The organism is Streptomyces pactum (assembly GCF_002005225.1).
Taxonomy (GTDB): Bacteria; Actinomycetota; Actinomycetes; order Streptomycetales; family Streptomycetaceae; genus Streptomyces; species Streptomyces pactum_A.
In genome coordinates this window covers 4412751-4432624 of the sequence record NZ_CP019724.1, presented here as the reverse complement: position 1 = coordinate 4432624, position 19874 = coordinate 4412751, and the positions used below count along the sequence as shown (strand labels likewise).

The 19874-nt window shown below is 68.0% G+C and carries 17 protein-coding genes; 8 read left to right on the top strand and 9 right to left on the bottom strand.

Going from position 1 to position 19874, the window contains the following annotated elements; translation table 11 throughout:
- Positions 1–36: 36 nt before the first annotated feature.
- Positions 37–1422, bottom strand: coding sequence for a serine hydrolase domain-containing protein (locus B1H29_RS18720; RefSeq protein ID WP_055422114.1), 1386 nt, complete (start codon positions 1420–1422; stop codon positions 37–39).
- 64 nt (positions 1423–1486) lie between these two features.
- On the bottom strand, positions 1487–2965 hold the full coding sequence (dnaB, locus tag B1H29_RS18715; protein ID WP_055422115.1) for a replicative DNA helicase: 1479 nt from the start codon (positions 2963–2965) through the stop codon (positions 1487–1489).
- Between the two features lie 459 nt (positions 2966–3424).
- Between dnaB and B1H29_RS18710 the strand changes: the two genes are divergently transcribed.
- Positions 3425–4762 carry an MATE family efflux transporter gene (locus B1H29_RS18710; RefSeq protein ID WP_055422116.1) on the top strand — a complete coding sequence of 446 codons (1338 nt, stop codon included), beginning with the start codon at positions 3425–3427 and terminating at the stop codon, positions 4760–4762.
- A 165-nt stretch (positions 4763–4927) separates the two neighbouring features.
- Here B1H29_RS18710 and rplI read toward each other — a convergent pair whose 3' ends face one another.
- The 4 genes from rplI to rpsF all read right to left on the bottom strand — a co-directional run bounded on the left by rplI (position 4928) and on the right by rpsF (position 6632).
- Positions 4928–5374 (bottom strand): 50S ribosomal protein L9, encoded by a 447-nt coding sequence (rplI, locus tag B1H29_RS18705; protein WP_055422117.1) that lies wholly within the window; start codon positions 5372–5374, stop codon positions 4928–4930.
- An 18-nt stretch (positions 5375–5392) separates the two neighbouring features.
- Entirely contained in the window at positions 5393–5629 is a 237-nt protein-coding gene (rpsR, locus tag B1H29_RS18700) for a 30S ribosomal protein S18 (protein ID WP_003949403.1), read from the bottom strand.
- Between the two features lie 42 nt (positions 5630–5671).
- Entirely contained in the window at positions 5672–6265 is a 594-nt protein-coding gene (locus tag B1H29_RS18695; protein ID WP_055422118.1) for a single-stranded DNA-binding protein, read from the bottom strand.
- Between the two features lie 76 nt (positions 6266–6341).
- A complete protein-coding gene (gene rpsF, locus B1H29_RS18690) occupies positions 6342–6632 on the bottom strand; it encodes a 30S ribosomal protein S6 (RefSeq protein WP_003975025.1) in 291 nt (96 codons plus the stop codon).
- 277 nt (positions 6633–6909) lie between these two features.
- Here rpsF and B1H29_RS18685 point away from each other — a divergent pair, with 277 nt between their 5' ends.
- From B1H29_RS18685 to B1H29_RS18675, 3 genes are all read left to right on the top strand, one after another.
- A complete protein-coding gene (locus B1H29_RS18685) occupies positions 6910–7215 on the top strand; it encodes a hypothetical protein (RefSeq protein WP_055422119.1) in 306 nt (101 codons plus the stop codon).
- A gap of 138 nt (positions 7216–7353) precedes the next feature.
- Positions 7354–8475: a peptidoglycan bridge formation glycyltransferase FemX gene (gene femX / locus B1H29_RS18680; RefSeq protein WP_055422120.1), complete on the top strand. Its 1122-nt coding sequence runs from the start codon at positions 7354–7356 to the stop codon at positions 8473–8475.
- Between the two features lie 132 nt (positions 8476–8607).
- Positions 8608–9639: an alanine racemase gene (locus B1H29_RS18675; protein ID WP_055422121.1), complete on the top strand. Its 1032-nt coding sequence runs from the start codon at positions 8608–8610 to the stop codon at positions 9637–9639.
- 62 nt (positions 9640–9701) lie between these two features.
- Here the strand turns inward: B1H29_RS18675 and B1H29_RS18670 are convergent, their stop codons facing one another.
- Together B1H29_RS18670 and B1H29_RS18665 are read right to left on the bottom strand one after the other, a co-directional pair.
- Entirely contained in the window at positions 9702–11201 is a 1500-nt protein-coding gene (locus tag B1H29_RS18670) for a glycosyltransferase family 87 protein (RefSeq protein WP_055422122.1), read from the bottom strand.
- A gap of 129 nt (positions 11202–11330) precedes the next feature.
- Entirely contained in the window at positions 11331–13718 is a 2388-nt protein-coding gene (locus tag B1H29_RS18665) for a transglycosylase domain-containing protein (RefSeq protein WP_055422123.1), read from the bottom strand.
- A gap of 664 nt (positions 13719–14382) precedes the next feature.
- Here B1H29_RS18665 and B1H29_RS18660 point away from each other — a divergent pair.
- From B1H29_RS18660 to B1H29_RS18645, 4 genes are all read left to right on the top strand, one after another.
- On the top strand, positions 14383–15060 hold the full coding sequence (locus B1H29_RS18660; RefSeq protein ID WP_055422124.1) for a PadR family transcriptional regulator: 678 nt from the start codon (positions 14383–14385) through the stop codon (positions 15058–15060).
- Between the two features lie 44 nt (positions 15061–15104).
- Positions 15105–16187, top strand: coding sequence for an inositol-3-phosphate synthase (locus tag B1H29_RS18655; protein ID WP_055422125.1), 1083 nt, complete (start codon positions 15105–15107; stop codon positions 16185–16187).
- 78 nt (positions 16188–16265) lie between these two features.
- Positions 16266–17528, top strand: a complete 1263-nt coding sequence (locus B1H29_RS18650; protein ID WP_055422126.1) for an MFS transporter — start codon at positions 16266–16268, stop codon at positions 17526–17528.
- A 122-nt stretch (positions 17529–17650) separates the two neighbouring features.
- Complete coding sequence (locus B1H29_RS18645) at positions 17651–18172, top strand: LppU/SCO3897 family protein (RefSeq protein WP_055422127.1); 522 nt, start codon at positions 17651–17653, stop codon at positions 18170–18172.
- Positions 18173–18335: 163 nt separating this feature from the next.
- On the opposite strand, the gene B1H29_RS18640 is transcribed toward B1H29_RS18645, so the two are convergent.
- Positions 18336–19805 carry a CCA tRNA nucleotidyltransferase gene (locus B1H29_RS18640; protein WP_055422128.1) on the bottom strand — a complete coding sequence of 490 codons (1470 nt, stop codon included), beginning with the start codon at positions 19803–19805 and terminating at the stop codon, positions 18336–18338.
- Positions 19806–19874: the final 69 nt, after the last annotated feature.

Genomic DNA, 19874 nt, shown 5'->3' with positions numbered 1-19874 from the left:
CGTGAAACAAGGCCCGCGTCGTCGCCGGGCAAGTACTCAGCCGACCCCCCGCCACCCCTCCGGGTCCACCCCTCCCGGCACCGGGGCCCCCTCGTCGTACGGCTGACGCGTGAACACGAACGAGCCGAGGTCGAGATGGCTCACTGCCCCGTCCGGACGCCGCACGGCTTGCAGGAGCTCTCCGGCGTAGTAGCCCTCGATCCCGGTCCATGTGCCGTCAGGATTCGCCCGGAAGCGCGAGCGGCGACCATTGCCCGACAGCGGCTCCAGCGAGACTCCCCCGTCGATCGTCAACCGTAGTGCGAACGCGTTGGTCCCCCAGTACCACTGCCCGGCCAGCTCCAGCACGCAGGCGTCGGCCTCCGGCAGGGGACGCCACGGCTCGGGGATCCGGGGTTCCGCCTCGGCGACGATACGCACGAGGTCGGCGCCGACCCTGGCCGTCAGCGGCCCGGAAGTGCAGTTGGTCAGCACCACCGCGGCCACGTCGTCCTCCACGCTGATGGTGAGGGTGGCCAGGAAGCCCGGCAGCGAGCCGGAGTGGCCCACGAGCAGCCGCCCGTCCCAGCGCTGGATCTGCAGTCCGAGGCCGTACGCCGCGCCGGTCAGGACGTCCGTGGCCTCGGCCGCCGCCGCGGGCGCCCGCATCTCCCGCACGGTCTCCGCGCTCAGCACCGTGTCGTTCCCCCTCGCCAGGAACACCGCGAACCGCGCCAGATCTCCGGTGGTGGACCAGAGCTGACCTGCCGGGGCCATCCGCCCAAGGTCTTCGGCGGGCTCGGCCAGCATGACGTCGGCCCACGGATGTACGGCCCAGCCACCGGCATGCGGCGCCCGCGGGAGCCCGGACGTACGGGTCAGCCCCAGTGGCTCCAGCACCTCCCGCTGCAGCACGTCCTCCCACGGGGCACCGCGCAACTTCTCGACCAGCGCGCCGAGCAGGGTGTAGCCCGGGTTCGAGTAGTGGTGCCGACGGCCCACCGGGTGCAGGAGCGGCTGCTTGCCCAGCACATCGGCGAGTTCGGGCCGCAACGAACCCGGCGTCCTCTCCCACCACGGCGCGGGGGACTCGGCAGCCAGCCCGCCCGAGTGCGCCAGCAACTCGGCGATCGTGGCCGCCCCCGCCCCGGTACCCGGTAGATGCTTCTCCAGCGGATCCCCGAGATCGAGCAATCCCTCGTCACGGAGTCGCAGGACGAGAACCGCGGTGAACGTCTTGGTGATCGAGCCGATCCGGTACTGCACGTTCTCGTCCGGGCCGTGCCCGTCGACCGAGGTACGCGCCCCGTGCCACACGGTCCGTCCGCCCCGGACCACCGCCGCGACGAGCGACGGCGTACGCCCTTCGGCCTGCGCCACGGCGATGCGGTGCAGCAGCGCCCGTCGGGTGGCGGGGAGCAGCTCTTCCTGAGGTGTCGTCATGCCCCCACTCCATCGGCCCGGGCACCGCACGTCGAGCCGATTTCCCAGATCGTCGCCGTCAGGATCAGGTCTGCGCCATGTCCACGAAACGCGAGTAGTGGCCCTGGAAGGCCACGGTGATCGTCGCCGTCGGACCGTTACGGTGCTTGGCCACGATGAGGTCGGCCTCGCCCGCGCGCGGCGACTCCTTCTCGTAGGCGTCCTCACGGTGCAGCAGGATGACCATGTCGGCGTCCTGCTCGATCGAGCCGGACTCACGCAGGTCGGAGACCATCGGCTTCTTGTCGGTGCGCTGCTCGGGACCACGGTTCAGCTGGGAGAGCGCGATGACCGGGAGCTCCAGCTCCTTGGCCAGGAGCTTGAGGTTACGGGACATGTCCGAGACCTCCTGCTGACGGCTCTCGGCACGCTTGGAACCGCCGGACTGCATGAGCTGGAGGTAGTCGATGATGACCAGCTTGAGGTCATTGCGCTGCTTGAGGCGGCGGCACTTGGCGCGGATCTCCATCATCGACAGGTTCGGCGAGTCGTCGATGTAGAGGGGGGCGGCGGAGACATCCGGCATCCGGCGGGCCAGCCGGGTCCAGTCGTCGTCCGTCATCGTGCCGGAGCGCATGTGGTGCAGCGCGACTCGGGCCTCGGCGGACAGCAGACGCATCGCGATCTCGTTACGCCCCATTTCGAGCGAGAAGATGACGCTCGGGAGGTTGTTCTTGATCGAGGCGGCGCGCGCGAAGTCCAGCGCCAGCGTCGACTTGCCCATGGCGGGACGCGCGGCGATGACAATCATCTGACCAGGGTGCAGACCGTTGGTCAGCGAGTCGAAGTCCGTGAACCCCGTGGGTACACCGGTCATCTCGCCACTGCGCGACCCGATCGCCTCGATCTCGTCGAGCGCACCCTCCATGATGTCGCCGAGCGGCAGATAGTCCTCGCTGGTGCGCTGCTCGGTGACGGCGTAGATCTCGGCCTGGGCGCGGTTGACGATCTCGTCGACGTCGTCGTCGGCCGCGTATCCCATCTGCGTGATCCGCGTGCCGGCCTCCACCAGGCGGCGCAGGACGGCACGCTCGTGCACGATCTCCGCGTAGTACGCGGCGTTCGCGGCCGTCGGCACGGTCTGGACGAGGGTGTGCAGATACGAGGCACCGCCGACCTTGTTGATCTCGCCGCGTTTGGTGAGTTCGGCGGCGATGGTGATGGGGTCGGCGGGCTCGCCCTTGGCGTAGACGTCGAGGATGGCCTGGTAGACCGTCTCGTGGGCCGGCTTGTAGAAGTCGTGACCCTTGAGTATCTCGACGACGTCGGCGATGGCGTCCTTGGACAGGAGCATGCCGCCGAGGACGGATTGCTCGGCATCCAGGTCCTGCGGCGGTACCCGCTCGAACGACGGCCCGCCGCCATCCCACGCGGCGTTGTCCGGACCGCGCTCATGCTGTTCGTCGCGGCTGCGGCCCCCGTCGCCGCGGCGGCGGGAAGCGGGCAGACGATCACTGGGACCGCTGTCGGCCCACGGGTCGTCCAAAGGCTCGGAAATGCTCACCGAGCCACCTCCTCCTGTCCGCCGAGCGGACCTCGCCGTGCCCCTCATTTCTACGGCACGGCACTGACAAATAAGACGCCCAACTCCGGTTCTGGCGCGTCGGTTTTGTGATGGTCCACAAGCCGGTGGACGGACCAGGCGCCGGACCACCGTAGGCCTGCGGGCACCGTCAGCCAATCTGGTTATCCACAGGCCATGTGGACGAGCGGCCCGATGCTGTGGAGAACTCATCGAAACCTGTGCACGACTCGGTGGACAGCCCTGTGAACAAGCCCTCGACCCGGCCTACGGAACTACTCTGAGCTGCACCTTTGTCATCCACCGCCTGTGCAGAAGAAAAACTTGCCCAGCCGGATCAAGATCGGTGCGAACTGTGCCCAGAAGTACACACGGCGAGACGGTAAGTAAGGGTCGCAATAGCTTTGCATCTCTTACCTGTGGACGATTAGATTGGTGCTCATGACACAGGCCTCCGCGCGCTCCCGGACCGTCCGGCGCCGACACGACCGCGAGATCGTCGCGCTGGCCGTCCCGGCCTTCGGCGCGCTCGTCGCCGAGCCCCTCTTCGTCATGGCCGACAGTGCGATCGTCGGCCATCTCGGCACCGCCCAACTCGCCGGACTCGGCATCGCCTCGGCTCTGCTCACCACGGCTGTCAGCGTCTTCGTCTTCCTCGCCTACGCCACCACGGCGGCCGTGTCCCGCCGCGTCGGCGCGGGCGATATGCAATCCGCGATCCGCCAGGGCATGGACGGCATCTGGCTGGCGCTGCTGCTCGGCGCCGTCGTCATAGCCGTCGTCCTGCCCACGGCACCCTCCCTCGTCGAACTCTTCGGCGCGTCCGACACCGCAGGTCCGTACGCCATCACATATCTGCGAATCTCCGCCCTCGGCATCCCGGCCATGCTCGTCGTGCTGGCCTCGACCGGCGTCCTGCGGGGTCTGCAGAACACCCGGACCCCCCTCTACGTGGCCATCGCCGGCTTCGTCGGCAACGCGATCCTCAATGTCGTACTCGTCTACGGCGCCGGCCTCGGCATCGCGGGCTCCGCCTGGGGCACCGTCATCGCCCAGTGCGGCATGGCCGCCGTGTACCTCTGGGTGGTGGTCCGCGGGGCACACCGACACGGTGCCTCGCTGCGCCCCGACATTGCCGGCATCAGGGCCTCCGCCCAGGCCGGCGTGCCGCTGCTGGTACGCACCCTCTCGCTGCGGGCGATTCTCATGATCGCCACGGCCGTGGCGGCCCGGCTCGGTGACGCCGACGTCGCGGCCCATCAGATCATCCTGTCCCTGTGGAGTCTGCTCGCCTTCGCCCTGGATGCCATCGCCATTGCCGGCCAGGCCATCATCGGGCGTTACCTGGGAGCCGGTGACGCCCAGGGCGCCCGCGACGCCTGCCGCAGGATGGTGGAGTGGGGCGTGGCGGTCGGGGTCGGGCTCGGTCTGCTCGTGGTGCTTTCACGCCCGGCCTTCCTGCCCCTTTTCACCGGAGATTCCGCGGTCAAGGACACCGCCCTGCCCGCTCTGCTGATCGTGGCCGCCTCGCAGCCGATCTGCGGAGTGGTCTACGTCCTGGACGGGGTCCTCATGGGCGCGGGCGACGGCCCGTATCTCGCCTGGGCCATGCTGCTCACCCTGGTGGTCTTCATTCCTGCGGCGCTTCTCGTCCCGACGCTCGGCGGCGGCCTCACTGCTCTGTGGGCTGCTATGACGCTGATGATGGCGATGCGTCTGGCGACGCTGTGGCTGCGTACGCGATCAGGCCGCTGGATCGTCACGGGTGCCACACGCTGACGGTTTCACGTGAAACATCGCGTTTCACGTGAAACGCGACCGTACAGGCCGGGTCATGAGAGCGAGACAGGGAAACGACGCCCTGGAAACGACGTCATGAAGATGGGGCCGCACCTCCCGACCGGGAGATGCGGCCCCATCTCATCGCTTCAGCGAGAGCAAAGCTCAGGCCGCGACAACCTCGATGCTGACCTTGGCGGCAACCTCGGGGTGCAGACGCACGGACGTCTCGTGGGCGCCCAGGGTCTTGATCGGCGAGCCCAGCTCGATGCGGCGCTTGTCGACCTCGGGACCACCGGCGGCCTTGATCGCCGAAGCGACGTCGGCCGGCGTGACGGAACCGAAGAGACGACCGGCGTCGCCGGAGCGGACGGTCAGGCGGACCTTCACGCCCTCGAGCTGGCCCTTGATCTGGTTGGCCTGCTCGATGGTCTGGATCTCGTGGATCTTGCGAGCGCGACGAATCTGCTCGACGTCCTTCTCGCCGCCCTTGGTCCAGCGGATGGCGAACTTCCGCGGGATCAGGTAGTTGCGAGCGTAACCGTCCTTGACGTCGACGACGTCGCCCGCGGCACCGAGGCCGGAGACCTCGTGGGTGAGGATGATCTTCATGAGTCGGTCACCCTTCCCTTATCGCGCGGTGGAGGTGTAGGGCAGCAGCGCCATCTCACGGCTGTTCTTCACGGCCGTGGCGACGTCACGCTGGTGCTGAGTGCAGTTGCCGGTCACGCGGCGGGCACGGATCTTGCCGCGGTCGGAAATGAACTTCCGCAGCATGTTCGTGTCCTTGTAGTCCACGTACGTGACCTTGTCCTTGCAGAATGCGCAGACCTTCTTCTTCGGCTTGCGCACAGGCGGCTTAGCCATGATGTTTCTCCTGTGTGATCAAGAAGTGTGAGTGGAGCCCGCCTAGAAGGGGGGCTCGTCCGAGTAGCCGCCACCGCCGCCGGAGCCACCGCCCCAGCCGCCGCCCTGCTGACCGCCACCGCCCTGCTGGCCACCGGCGGGAGCGCCGGTCGCCCAGGGGTCGTCGGCCGGAGCGCTGCCGCCCTGCTGGCCACCGCCGGGGCCGCCGCCCCAGCCGCCGCCACCCTGGCCGCCACCGCCGCCGTAACCACCCTGGCCACCGCGCCCCTGGCCCGAGGTCTTGGTGACCTTGGCCGTGGCACTGCGCAGACTGGCGCCGACCTCGTCGACGTCCAGCTCGTAGACCGTGCGCTTGACGCCCTCACGGTCCTCGTAGGACCGCTGCTTCAGCCGGCCCTGCACGATGACGCGCATGCCTCGCTGGAGCGACTCGGCGACGTTCTCCGCCGCCTGACGCCAGACCGAGCAGGTGAGGAAGAGGCTTTCGCCGTCCTTCCACTCGTTCGTCTGACGGTCGAAGGTGCGGGGGGTCGACGCGACACGGAACTTCGCGACGGCCGCACCGGACGGGGTGAAGCGCAGCTCGGGGTCGTCGACAAGATTGCCGATGACCGTGATGACGGTCTCGCCTGCCATGGGGGAACCTCTCGGCGGGTTTGCTGCTGGCTGCTTGTGCTGCTACTCGAATCCCGGGATCGGCTGAGCGGAAGGCTCAGTGCATCTCGGGACGGAGGACCTTGGTCCGGAGGACCGACTCGTTCAGGTTCATCTGGCGGTCGAGCTCCTTGACGACCGCAGGCTCGGCCTGCAGGTCGATGACCGAGTAGATGCCCTCGGGCTTCTTCTTGATCTCGTACGAGAGACGACGACGGCCCCAGGTGTCGACCTTCTCGACCTTTCCGCCGCCGTCACGGACGACAGAGAGGAAGTTCTCGATCAGCGGGGAGACAGAACGCTCCTCGAGATCGGGGTCGAGGATGACCATCACCTCGTAGTGACGCATGTGGAACCCACCTCCTTTGGACTCAGCGGCCACGGTCGTTCCGTGGCAGGAGGGTTGCGATGCGTTGGCACCGGTATCAACGAGTAAACCAGGACCCACTGACAATCGGGCCTCCTCCGAGGAGGCGGTCCGGCCGTGGGAGGCAGCAGACACCAGTGCAGAAGGTACAGAGTACCCGGCCACCGCCTTGCGGTTGAAATCCGGCTGTGCGGGGAGACAATCGATACTCAGCGGATGTGACGGGCGAAGACGCACTGCCTAGGGCAGGAGGTTCCCCATGGCACAGATCATGCGACCCACCAAGCCCCGGACCGGCTTGCTGGCCACCGACGGCAAACCGCACCCCCTCCAGGACACGCTGCTGGCCGTGACCCTGGTGCTCGGCATCCTCGCCCTCGCCACCGCGAGCTTCCGAGGGCTCCACATCCTGACGTCCTGGGCCGGGCTTCTCGGTGTCCTGACCGGCGGGTACGGCCAGTTCGTCTCCGAGACGACGCGTGAGCGCTTCGGCCTGGTGGTGGGCCTCGGAGCGTCCGCGCTCGGTCTGTTCTTCGGCATCTCCCACGGCGGGCTCTTCGGCTGAGCCCGACCCGCCGCCCGGCCACCGGACACCCCCTTCCACCCGTACGCCGGACGGGGCGCTCACAGGGCGCAGTAGGCTTCGCGCGAGAGCCGGAGCCCCTGTACCCATGGGGACACACCAGCCCGAGGAGCGCCCCGAATGAGCCTGACCCTGAGGACCATCAGTCGCGAGCAGCATCTGGCCTACATCCAGAGCCTGCCGGCGGCGAGTCACATGCAGGTCCCGGCATGGGCAGACGTCAAGGCGGAATGGCGCTCGGAGAACCTCGGCTGGTTCGACGACCGGACCGGTGAGCTGGTGGGCGCGGGACTCGTCCTCTACCGGCAGTTGCCCAAGATCAAGCGGTACCTCGCCTACCTTCCCGAGGGCCCGGTCATCAACTGGTACGCGCCGAACCTCCAGGACTGGATGGAGCCCATGCTGGCGCACCTCAAGCAGCAGGGCGCCTTCTCGGTGAAGATGGGCCCGCCGGTGATCATCCGGCGCTGGGACGCCACCTCCATCAAGAAGGGCATCCAGGACCCCGACGTCAAGCGCCTGCGCGACATAGAGGCCGACCACATCGAGCCGCGCGCCTTCGAGGTGGCCGACAAGCTGCGCCGCATGGGCTGGCAGCAGGGCGAGGACGGCGGCGCCGGCTTCGGTGACGTACAGCCCCGCTACGTCTTCCAGGTGCCGCTGGCGAACCGCTCCCTGGAAGAGGTCCACAAGAACTTCAACCAGCTATGGCGCCGCAACATCAAGAAGGCCGAGAAGGCCGGCGTCGAGGTCGTCCAGGGCGGCTACCACGACCTCGAGGAGTGGCAGCGCCTGTACGAGATCACGGCCGTGCGCGACCACTTCCGGCCGCGCCCGCTGTCGTACTTCCAGCGCATGTGGGCGGCCCTCAACAACGAGGACCCCAACCGCATGCGGCTGTACTTCGCCCGGCACAACGGGGTGAACCTGTCGGCGGCGACCATGCTGGTCGTCGGCGGGCACGTCTGGTACTCCTACGGCGCCTCCGACAACATCGGCCGCGAGGTCCGGCCGTCGAACGCGATGCAGTGGGCCATGCTCCGCGACGCCTACGCCCTGGGCGCCACCGTCTACGACCTGCGCGGCATCTCCGACTCGCTGGACGAGAGCGACCACCTGTTCGGCCTGATCCAGTTCAAGGTCGGCACGGGCGGGCAGGCGGCCGAGTACCTCGGCGAGTGGGACTTCCCACTGAACAAGCTGCTTCACAAGGCGCTCGACATCTACATGTCGCGGCGCTGACCCCGCTGCCCGACGCCGTCGGCTCCAGTAGCTTCGGTAGCGGCTTCCACAGCCCCACCCGGGTTCCCCCGGTACACCGCACTCGATACACCACAGCACACCGCAGCCACGAGAGAGGTTCCAGGTCCGGCCATGGCGCTCACGCTCTACGTCGACACCGCGCGCTGGCGGGCGCACCACAAGCACGTGCAGGAGCAGTTCCCCGGGCTGGTCCCGGTCTGCAAGGGCAACGGCTACGGCTTCGGTCACGAGCGGCTGGCGGAGGAGGCCACGCGGCTGGGCTCGGACGTGCTGGCCGTCGGCACGACGTACGAGGCCGCCCGGATCAAGGACTTCTTCGGCGGTGACCTGCTGGTTCTGACGCCGTACCGGCGCGGCGAGGAGCCTGTACCGCTCCCCGACCGCGTCGTGCGCTCGGTGTCGTCCGTCGACGGCGTGTACGGCCTCGTGGGCGCGCGTGTGGTCATCGAGGTGATGTCCTCGATGAAACGGCACGGCATCAGCGAGCAGGACCTGCCGCAGTTGCACGCCGCCATAGAGAATGTCCGGCTGGAGGGCTTCGCCATCCATCTGCCGCTGGACCGCACCGACGGCTCGGACGCCGTCGAGGAGGTCATCGGCTGGATGGACCGGCTGCGCGCGGCCCGGCTGCCGCTGCACACGATGTTCGTCAGCCACCTCAAGGCGGACGAACTCGCCCGGCTCCAGCAGCAGTTCCCGCAAACCCGCTTCCGCGCCCGGATCGGCACCCGGCTGTGGCTGGGGGACCACGAGGCCACCGAGTACCGCGGCGCGGTCCTGGACGTCACCCGCGTCGCCAAGGGCGAGCGCTTCGGCTACCGGCAGCAGAAGGCGGCCTCCGACGGCTTCCTGGTGGTCGTGGCGGGCGGTACCTCGCACGGGGTGGGTCTGGAGGCTCCGAAGGCGCTGCACGGCGTCATGCCGCGCGCCAAGGGCGTCGCCCGGGCCGGCCTCGCCACGGTCAACCGCAATCTCGCGCCGTTCGTCTGGGGTGGCAAGCAGCGCTGGTTCGCCGAGCCGCCGCACATGCAGGTCTCGATCCTGTTCGTGCCCTCGGACGCGCCGGAGCCCAAGGTCGGTGACGAGCTGGTGGCCCATCTGCGGCACACCACCACGCAGTTCGACCGCATCCTCGACCGGTAGCCCGACCCGCACGGCAAGAGGCCGTACACGGCGTCACCGTGTACGGCCTCTTGGGTGTTCGCTCAGAGCGAACCACCTGTCTGCCGACTCCGGCCCCACCTCACGCGTGGCCCCTCGAAGTGGGCTGCGGGCTGCTCGGTGTGAGCCGCGGGCCCCAGGACGAAGACGTCCTCCGCGCCGTCGAGCACTCCGCCCGACGGGTCGTCGTCGCCCTTCCTCCGGACCGGATCCCGGTCCGGCGTCAGGATGTCCCGCACGACCATGACGCACAGGAACAGCGTTCCCAGCAGGTGCACGCCGATCGCCCAGTGATAGCCGTCCGTCGGCAGTCCCTTGTGGGCGTCGCCGCTGGTCGTGTAGGCGAGATACATCCAGATACCCAGGAAGTAGGCCACCTCGCACGTCTGCCAGATCAGGAAGTCGCGCCACTTCGGCCGGGCCAGCGCGGCCAGCGGCACCAGCCACAGCACGTACTGCGGCGAGTAGACCTTGTTGGTGAGAATGAACGCCGCGACGATCAGGAAGGCGAGCTGGGCGAACCGCGGACGCCGCGGGGCGACCAGTGTGAGCGCCGCGATGCCGCCGCAGCACAGCAGCATCAGGAGCGTGGCGAGGGTGTTGACGGTCTCCGTGCTGGGCGGGTTGTCGGTGTTCTGGACCAGGATCAGCCAGAAGGACCCGAAGTCGACGCCCCGTTCCTGGCTGAACGTGTAGAACTTCGACCAGCCGTCGAACGCGAAGAGCATCACCGGCAGGTTCACCACGAGCCAGGCGACGGCCGCACCCCCGAGAGCCTTTCCGAACTCCCGCCACTTGCCCGCACGCCAGCACAGCACGAGCAGCGGGCCGAGGATGAGGAAGGGATAGAGCTTGGCGGCCGTGGCCAGGCCCAGCAGGACGCCGAAGGCCAGCGAACGGCCCCGGGACCACATCAGGATCGCTGTGGACGTCAGGGCGACCGCCAGCAGGTCCCAGTTGACGGTCGCGGTCAGCGCGAAGGCGGGCGCGAGGGCGACCAGCAGACCGTCCCAAGGGCGCCGGGTGTGCGTGCGGGTCACGCAGACGGCGATGACGGCCGCGCACGCCATGAGCATCCCGGCGTTGACCATCCAGTACCACTGCTCCTGGTCCTGGATGGTGCCGCTGCCCGGTGTGAGCCAGGACGCGACCTCCATGAACACGCCGGTCAGCACCGGGTACTCGAGGTACTCCATGTCGCCGGGGAGCTTGTCGAAGTACGGGACGAGCCCGTCGACGAAACCGCGCCCCTGGTAGAGGTGCGGGATGTCCGAGTAGCACGCGTGCGTGTACTGGGAGCTGGCACCGAAGAACCAGGCACCGTTGTAACAGGGCGCCTTCTGGACCAGGCCGAGGGCGAACATGCCGATCGCCACGAGCGCGATCACCCGCACGGGAGTCCACCAGGACGTCCTGAGCAGAGCACGTCGACCGAGAGGGCCGCCGATCAGCTCGCTGCCGGCCGCGGCGACCGAGTCCTCCCTGGTGGGCGGCACCGGATCCGGCTCGTGCACGCTCGCTGGCGTCGTTTCTGCACTGGGCATGGGCACATCCTGCCGTACGCGCCTGGGAACACGCCGGGGCCGCCACACCCGCATGGATGCGGCGGCCCCTGTTTCACGTGAAACTTGCGGATGTTTCACGTGAAACACCCATGCCGGATATTTCGGCAGCTAGCCGTCCTGGCCGGCGATGAAGCCGCTGCCCCCGTTCTGGTTGCCTCTGCTGTCGTCCTCTTCCCCTGTCCCACTGGGCGAAGGCGAAGCTGACGGACTGCTGCCCGAACCACCGTTCTCGTTTCCGGCGTTCTCGGTGCCGCTGTTGTCGCCGTCCTCGCAGTTCAACTCGAAGACACCGCAGGTGTTGCTCGGCGACGGTGAGGGGCTGGTCTCGCTCTCGCTGGGCGACGGCGACGGCGACGGGCTCGTCTCCTCCTCCTTCTCCGTCTCCGAGGGCGAGGGAGAGGGGCTCGGCGGCGGGGTGTCGTTGATGACCTCGCCGATGGGCTCCGGCTTCGGGAACTTCTCCGGCTTCGTTCCCTTCAGCGCGTCTTCCATGTAGTCCTGCCAGATGATGGACGGGAAGGACGCACCGTGGATCTTCTTCTCGCCACCCGTTCCGTACATCTCCAGGAACGTGCGGTTCTTGATGGTCTCGTCGTCCGGGTAGCGGAACATGCTGACCGCGGTCGACAACTGCGGGGTGTAGCCGACGAACCAGGCGGACCTGTTGCCGTCCGTGGTACCGGTCTTGCCGGCCACCTCACGGCCGGGCAACTGGGCGTTGGTGCCCGTTCCGTCCTCGACGACGGTCTTCAGGACGTCCGTGACGTTGTCCGCGACCTTCGCGGTGAACGCCTGCTTGGTCTTGACCGTGTGCGTGTAGACCGTGCCGTCCTTGTTCGTCACCTTGGTGACGGAGTACGGCTCGCGCTGTTTGCCGCTCTCCGCGAAGGTGGCGTACGAGCCGGCCATGCGGATGGCACTGGGGTCCGAGACACCGATGGAGAAGGACGGATAGCCGGAGCCCGCCAGGCTGCCCTCCAGGAGACCCGCGTCGACGGCGGCCTCCTTCACCTGGTCCAGGCCGACATCCATGCCGAGCTGCACGAAGGCGGAGTTCACCGACAGCCGCATGGCCTCACGAAGGTCGATCTTGTAGTCCGGTGGATCACCGATCGATTCCTTGCCGTCGTTCTCCTGACGCCACTGCTTGCCCTCCTCGTTCTCCCAGATCGTCCCGTCGTAGTTGTTGATCTTCAGGTTGTTCTTGCCGCTGTAGAGGCTCTTCGGGGAGATGACGGTGCGTTCGTCCTGCGGCTGGATCTCACCGCCCTCGGGATCGCGCACGCCCCACTTCATCGCCGCCGCCAGCACGAACGGCTTGAACGTCGAACCGACCTGGGCACCGGTCACGTCGGCGTTGTTGGTGAAGTGCTTGGTCGCGTCCTGGCCGCCGTAGATGGCCTTGATGGCACCCGTCTGGGGATCCACGGACGCCCCGCCGAACTGCACATGGGTGTCCGTCTCGGGCCGCTTCTCGGGGTCGATGTTCTTCTTGTAGACCTTCTTGACCGCGGCTTCGAGCTCCTCGACCTTCTTCTTCTCGAAGGTCGTGGTGATCGAGTACCCGCCCTGCTCCAGTTGCTTCTGCGTGACCTTGCCGGTCTTGATCACTGACGCCTTGGCGAGGTCGACGAGGTAGCCGATCTGGCCGCCCAACTGGGAGTTAGACCGTGGATTCTCCACCTTGGGGAGTTCCGTGTACTTGGCCCGGTCCTCCTGGCTCAGGTGCTCGTACTCCACCATCTTGTCGAGCGTGTCCTGCATCTGCCGATGGGCACGCTCGCTGTTGGCCTCCGGCGTGGCGGCCGGGTCGATCGAGGTCGCGCCCGCCGGGTCGTAGTACGTGGCGCCCTTGAGCATCGCCGACAGGAAGGCGCACTGGCCCGGGTTGAGGTCGACGGCGTCCACGTTGAAGTAGGCCCGCGCGGCGGCCTGGATGCCGTAGGCGCCGCGGCCGTAGTACGCGGAGTTCAGATAGCCCTCGAGGATCTTGTCCTTGGGCTCCTCGGCACCGACCTTGATCGAGACGAAGATCTCCTTGACCTTGCGGGAGATCGTCTGCGACTGGTCGTTCAGCATCGCGTTCTTGACGTACTGCTGGGTGATGGTGGAGCCACCCTGCGTATCGCCGCCCTTGGCCATGTTGAACACGGCGCGGGCGATGCCCTTGGGGTCGATGCCGCTGTCCGAGTAGAAGGTCTTGTTCTCCTGGGAGATGACGGCGTTGCGCATCGCCAGGGGGATCTGCGCCAGGTTGACGCTCTGCCGGTTGCGCTCACCGCCCGTGGCGACCATCTGGCTGCCGTCGGCCCAGTAGTAGACGTTGTTCTGGGCAGTCGCGGTCTCGGCCACCACGGGGACACCCACCATGGCGTAGGCGATGCCCGCGGCTGCCACCATGGTGCCGAAGAACCCGATGCACAGCCCGGAGACGAGCTTCCAGGAGGGCATCCAGCGGCGCCACCCGTCTCTGTCGCAGCGCGGATAGTCGATCATCCGCTTCTTGCCGGACGCGACCGCGCGGCCCCGCCCTGCTCCTCCCGGGCCACCGGGAGCGGACCGCCGGCCTCCGTGGCCCGGCTCGGCCGCTCTGCGGCGACCGCCTCCGCTCCGCTGTGCCGCGCGCCGGGCTTCGGCACGACTCCCGTACGGGCGCTCCTCGCCCTCCGGACCGTACGAGCCGGACGGAGACCCTGTGGCGCCTCGCGGTGCCGCACGGCGACCGGAGGACGAGCCGGACTGGCCGCGTCGGGCCGCGGCACGTCCGCCTCCCTGCGGCGGCGGCGGTTTGCGACGGTGCTCGCTCATCGAACGACTACTCCTCGGGCAGGCGCACCTTTGCGCACCTGGTAAAGGCGGCTGTTTTCCGGTCCCCCCGAAGTACGGATGCGGCCCCTTCCGCATTCACCCGTACTGCACCAGGGACAGGGACGCCCCCACGCGTCACTCGGTTCCCGGTGGTCTGCATGGCGCACAGACTACGCACCGTCAAAACCCCCGAGCCCCGAAGTTCACCTCAAATCAGGCAACTTGCTCTCGACGAATCCCTGATGTGATCCCGTTCACCAGTCCCCCTCTTGTCGCAAGCGGAAGCTCGTTCTATCGTGCTGATGTATCGAGTCGATACATCAGCGCGGCATAAGGACGAGAGGAGGCGACGATGAGCCGACGTTCCGGCATCCTCGAGTTCGCCGTGCTCGGCCTGCTCCGCGAATCCCCAATGCACGGCTATGAGCTGCGCAAACGTCTCAACACGTCACTGGGTGTGTTCCGGGCGTTCAGTTACGGGACGCTCTACCCCTGCCTCAAGACGCTGGTCGCCAACGGCTGGTTGATCGAGGAGCCGGGGAACGTCGACGAGGCCGCCGCGTCCCTGACGGGTCGCCGCGCCAAGATCGTCTACCGGTTGACGGCCGACGGCAAGGAACACTTCGAGCAGCTCCTCTCCCAGACGGGCCCGGACGCCTACGAGGACGAGACCTTCGCCGCTCGCTTCGCGTTCTTCGGGCAGACGTCGCGTGACGTACGCATGCGCGTGCTCGAGGGCCGGCGCAGCCGGCTGGAGGAGCGCCTGGAGAAGATGCGGGCCTCCCTGGCCCGCACCCGGGAGCGGCTCGACGACTACACGCTTGAGCTCCAGCGTCACGGAATGGAGTCCGTGGAGCGCGAGGTGCGCTGGCTGAACGAGCTCATCGAGAGCGAGCGGGCGGGGCGGGACCTGCGAGGTTCCGCCGCGGAGGGGACCGCTCAACAGGACACGACATCTGGAGCGACGGGCGGCCTGCCCCGGTCCGGGGACGACCCCCGGCCGGATACGCCCGGCGACACCGCCACGTGAGCGCCCAGTCAGGGCCTCACTCGTATACACAGGGAGCAACCGGAATGGGTTCGGTTCGCGTAGCCATCGTCGGTGTGGGCAACTGCGCCGCATCGCTGGTGCAGGGCGTCGAGTACTACAAGGACGCCGACCCGGCGGCCAAGGTCCCGGGCCTGATGCACGTCCAGTTCGGCGACTACCACGTCCGTGACATCGAGTTCGTCGCCGCCTTCGACGTGGACGCCAAGAAGGTCGGCCTGGACCTCGCGGACGCCATCGGCGCCTCCGAGAACAACACCATCAAGATCTGCGACGTGCCGAACAGCGGCGTCCAGGTCCAGCGCGGCCACACGCTCGACGGTCTCGGCAAGTACTACCGCGAGACCATCGAGGAGTCCGCCGAGGAGCCGGCCGACATCGTCCAGGTCCTCAAGGACAAGCAGGTCGACGTCCTCGTCTGCTACCTGCCCGTCGGCTCCGAGGACGCGGCGAAGTACTACGCCCAGTGCGCCATCGACGCCAAGGTCGCCTTCGTCAACGCCCTCCCGGTCTTCATCGCCGGCACCAAGGAGTGGGCGGACAAGTTCACCGAGGCGGGCGTCCCGATCGTCGGTGACGACATCAAGTCGCAGGTCGGCGCCACCATCACGCACCGTGTCATGGCGAAGCTGTTCGAGGACCGGGGCGTCGTCCTGGACCGCACGATGCAGCTCAACGTCGGCGGCAACATGGACTTCAAGAACATGCTCGAGCGTGACCGCCTCGAGTCGAAGAAGATCTCCAAGACCCAGGCCGTCACCTCCCAGATCCCCGACCGGGACATGGGTGAGAAGAACGTCCACATCGGCCCGTCCGACTACGTGGCCTGGCTGGACGACCGCAAGTGGGCATACGTCCGCCTGGAGGGCCGCGCGTTCGGTGACGTCCCGCTGAACCTGGAGTACAAGCTCGAGGTCTGGGACTCCCCGAACTCGGCCGGTGTCATCATCGACGCCCTCCGCGCTGCGAAGATCGCCAAGGACCGCGGCATCGGCGGCCCGATCCTGTCGGCGTCGAGCTACTTCATGAAGTCCCCGCCGGTCCAGTACTTCGACGACGAGGCCCGTACCAACGTCGAGAAGTTCATCGCCGGCGAGGTCGAGCGCTGACGAGCACGGACTGAGGTCCGTCGGAGGTCCCCGGGTCGCGTGACCCGGGGACCTTTCCCGTATGTGAGGCTGTGCCCCATGGCCGTCGTCCGTGACCTGCGCGTCCTGCTGCGCCTCAAGGGCTTCCGGCGCCTGCTCGCCGTACGCCTGCTCTCCCAGGGCGCCGACGGCGTCTACCAGGTCGCGCTCGCCACTTACGTCGTCTTCTCACCGGAGAAGCAGACCTCGCCGGCCGCGATCGCGTCCGCGATGGCGGTCCTGCTCCTGCCGTACTCCCTGGTCGGCCCCTTCGCCGGCGTCCTGCTCGACCGCTGGCGCCGCCGCCAGGTCTTCCTGTACGGGAACCTGCTGCGCGCCGGACTGGCGTCGGTGACGGCCGTGCTGATGATCGCCTCGGTCCCGGACTGGCTCTTCTACGTATCGGCCCTCTGTGTCACCGCCGTCAACCGCTTCGTTCTCGCGGGCCTGTCCGCCGCGCTGCCGCGCGTGGTGGACGAGGAGCGTCTGGTGATCGCCAACTCGCTCTCCCCGACGGCCGGCACCCTGGCGGCGACGGCGGGCGGCGGCCTCGCCTTCGTCGTACGCCTTCTTATCGCGGACTCCGATGCCGCCGTGGTGCTGCTCGGAGCCGCCCTGTACCTGTGCGGGGCGCTGGCCTCGCTGCGCATCGCCGTGGAACTGCTGGGTCCCGATCCCGCGCTCGTGCCGCCGCGGCTGGCCTCGGCGCTCGTCGGCGCCGCCCGCGACCTGGTGGCGGGGGTACGGCATCTCGCCGCACCGGCACGCCGGGAAGCGGCCTGGTCGCTCGCGGGTATGACGCTGATGCGGTTCTGCTACGGCGCCCTGCTGGTGATGCTGCTGATGCTGTGCCGGTACGCCCTGACCTCGGACACCGACGAGGGGCTCACCCTGCTGGGGCTGGCGTTGGGCGTCTCCGGCGCGGGCTTCTTCGCGGCCGCGGTGATCACCCCCTGGGCGGCGGGACGGCTCGGGCCCGGCCGCTGGATGGCGGTGTGCGCGGGGGCCGCCACGGTGCTGGTCCCGGCGCTCGGTCTGCCGTTCGCCACCGTGCCGCTGCTCGCCGCGGCGTTCGTCCTGGGCCTGACTACGCAGGGTGCGAAGATCGCGACCGACACGGTCGTGCAGTCCTCGGTCGACGACGCCTTTCGTGGCCGCATCTTCTCCGTGTACGACGTGTTGTTCAACGTCGCCTTCGTCGGTGCCGCCGGGGTGGCCGCGCTGATGCTGCCGCCAGACGGACGGTCGGTGCCGCTGGTCGTGACAGTCGCTTTGATCTACGGAGTGGTTGCGGCGGCTATGGCACGGTTTGAGAGCCAGTAAGTGTCACATCAGTGCCACAGAGCCCCACCGGACTACAGAGATGTCAGTGGGACCCGGTAGCTTACGTGCGTCTTATCTCGCGCCATGTCCGCGACACGCGCCTATTTTCAGGGGGATACCCAGTGACCACTCAGCCGCCGCCCCAGGGCAACCCGTTCGCGCAGGGCCAGCCGCAGGCTCCTCAGCAGCCCCAGGGGCAGAACCCCTTCGCGCAGAGCCAGCCTGGTTTCCCGCAGCAGCCTGGTCAGCCGGGTTTCCCGCAGCAGGGCGCGCCGTACGCCCCGGTGCCGCCGCAGCCGCCCCGTCGCAACAAGTTCAAGCTGATCAAGAACATCGTCATCGCCGTGGTCGTCGTCGGTGTGGCCGTCGGCGGTTACATCGCCAGCCGGGACGACGCCACCACGGCTGCGGTCGGTGACTGCATGCACCGTGGCAGCAGCAGCGACAGCGACCCGGACCTCGAGGTCGTCGACTGCGGTGACGCGAAGGCCCAGTACGTGGTGCTGGCCAAGGTCGAGGGCTCCTACTCCGCCCTCACCGCCGAGAGCAAGTGCTCGGAGAGTGCCAAGGACTTCCAGTACTCCTACACCGAGAGCGGTAGCGGCAGCGACTTCCTGCTCTGCCTGAAGGACTACAAGAAGTAGGACAGAGGGCTCGGACTTCTCGGACGTTTTTGCGGGAGTCCTCAAGGGGCGGTGTTTCACGTGAAACACCGCCCCTTGAGCATGTTCGGCACTCTCCTGGTCCGGCACCCGCGCCCTGGTACCGGGGTCATGTTTCACGTGAAACCTGACCCCGGTCCGCGACTCAAGCCTCCTGCTCGGCCCACCACTCCTTGAGCGCCGCCACCGCAGCGTCGTACCCCATCGGCCCGTTCTCCAGCCGGAGCTCCAGCAGGTGCTGGTAAGCCTGGCCCACGGCCGGCCCGGGGCGGATGCCGAGGATCTCCATGATCTGGTTGCCGTCCAGGTCCGGGCGGATCGCGTCCAGCTCCTCCTGCTCCTGGAGCTGAGCGATCCGCTCCTCCAGCCCGTCGTACGCACGCGAGAGCGCCGAGGCCTTTCGCTTGTTACGGGTTGTGCAGTCCGAACGGGTCAGCTTGTGGAGCCGGTCGAGCAGAGGCCCGGCGTCCCTGACATACCGGCGGACCGCGGAGTCCGTCCACTCGCCCGTGCCGTAGCCGTGGAAACGCAGGTGCAGCTCGACCAGGCGCGAGACATCCTTCACCAGGTCGTTGGAGTACTTGAGCGCGGCCATGCGCTTCTTCGTCATCTTGGCCCCGACCACTTCGTGGTGGTGGAACGAGACCCGGCCGTCCTTCTCGAAACGGCGCGTGCGCGGCTTGCCGATGTCGTGCAACAGAGCGGCCAGGCGGAGGGTCAGGTCAGGGCCCTCGCTCTCCAAGGCCATCGCCTGCTCCAGAACGATGAGCGTGTGGTCGTAGACGTCCTTGTGCCGGTGGTGCTCGTCCCTCTCCAGCCGCAGGGCAGGCAGCTCGGGCAGCACCCGCTCGGCGAGGCCGGTCTCCACCAGCAGGGACAGTCCCTTGCGCGGGTGAGGGGAGAGGATGAGCTTGTTGAGCTCGTCCCGGACCCGCTCGGCCGAGACGATGTCGATGCGTCCGGCCATGTCCTTCATGGCGGCGACCACCTCGGGAGCCACCTCGAAGTCGAGCTGCGCGGCGAAACGCGCGGCCCGCAGCATCCGCAGCGGGTCGTCGGAGAAGGACTCCTCGGGGGTGCCCGGAGTGCGCAGCACACGCGCGGCGAGATCGTCGAGTCCGCCGTGCGGATCGATGAACTTCTTCTCCGGAAGTGCGACGGCCATCGCGTTCACCGTGAAGTCGCGCCGGACGAGGTCCTGCTCGATGGAGTCGCCGTACGACACCTCCGGCTTGCGCGAGGTGCGGTCGTACGCCTCCGACCGGTAGGTGGTCACCTCGATCTGCCAGCTTCGATCAGCGTCTCCGACATGGGCGTCCTTCTGCGCCCCGACAGTGCCGAACGCGATCCCGACCTCCCACAGGGCGTCCGCCCAGGGCCGCATGATCTTCAGGACATCCTGCGGGAGGGCGTCGGTCGTGAAGTCCAGGTCGTTGCCGAGCCGGCCGAGCAACGCGTCCCGGACCGAGCCACCGACCAGGGCAAGAGAGAACCCGGCCTCCTGGAATCGGCGGGCTAGGTCTTCGGCGACAGGGGCGACCCGCAGCGGTTCACTCACCGCGCGATGCTGCTCCTGGCTGAGGGCACTGGGGCTGACTTCGTTGGCGTTCGGCACAACAGAAGAGGGTACGTGGCCCGGACCGACACCCGCGTCCCCATTGTTCGGGTTGATCACACACCGAAC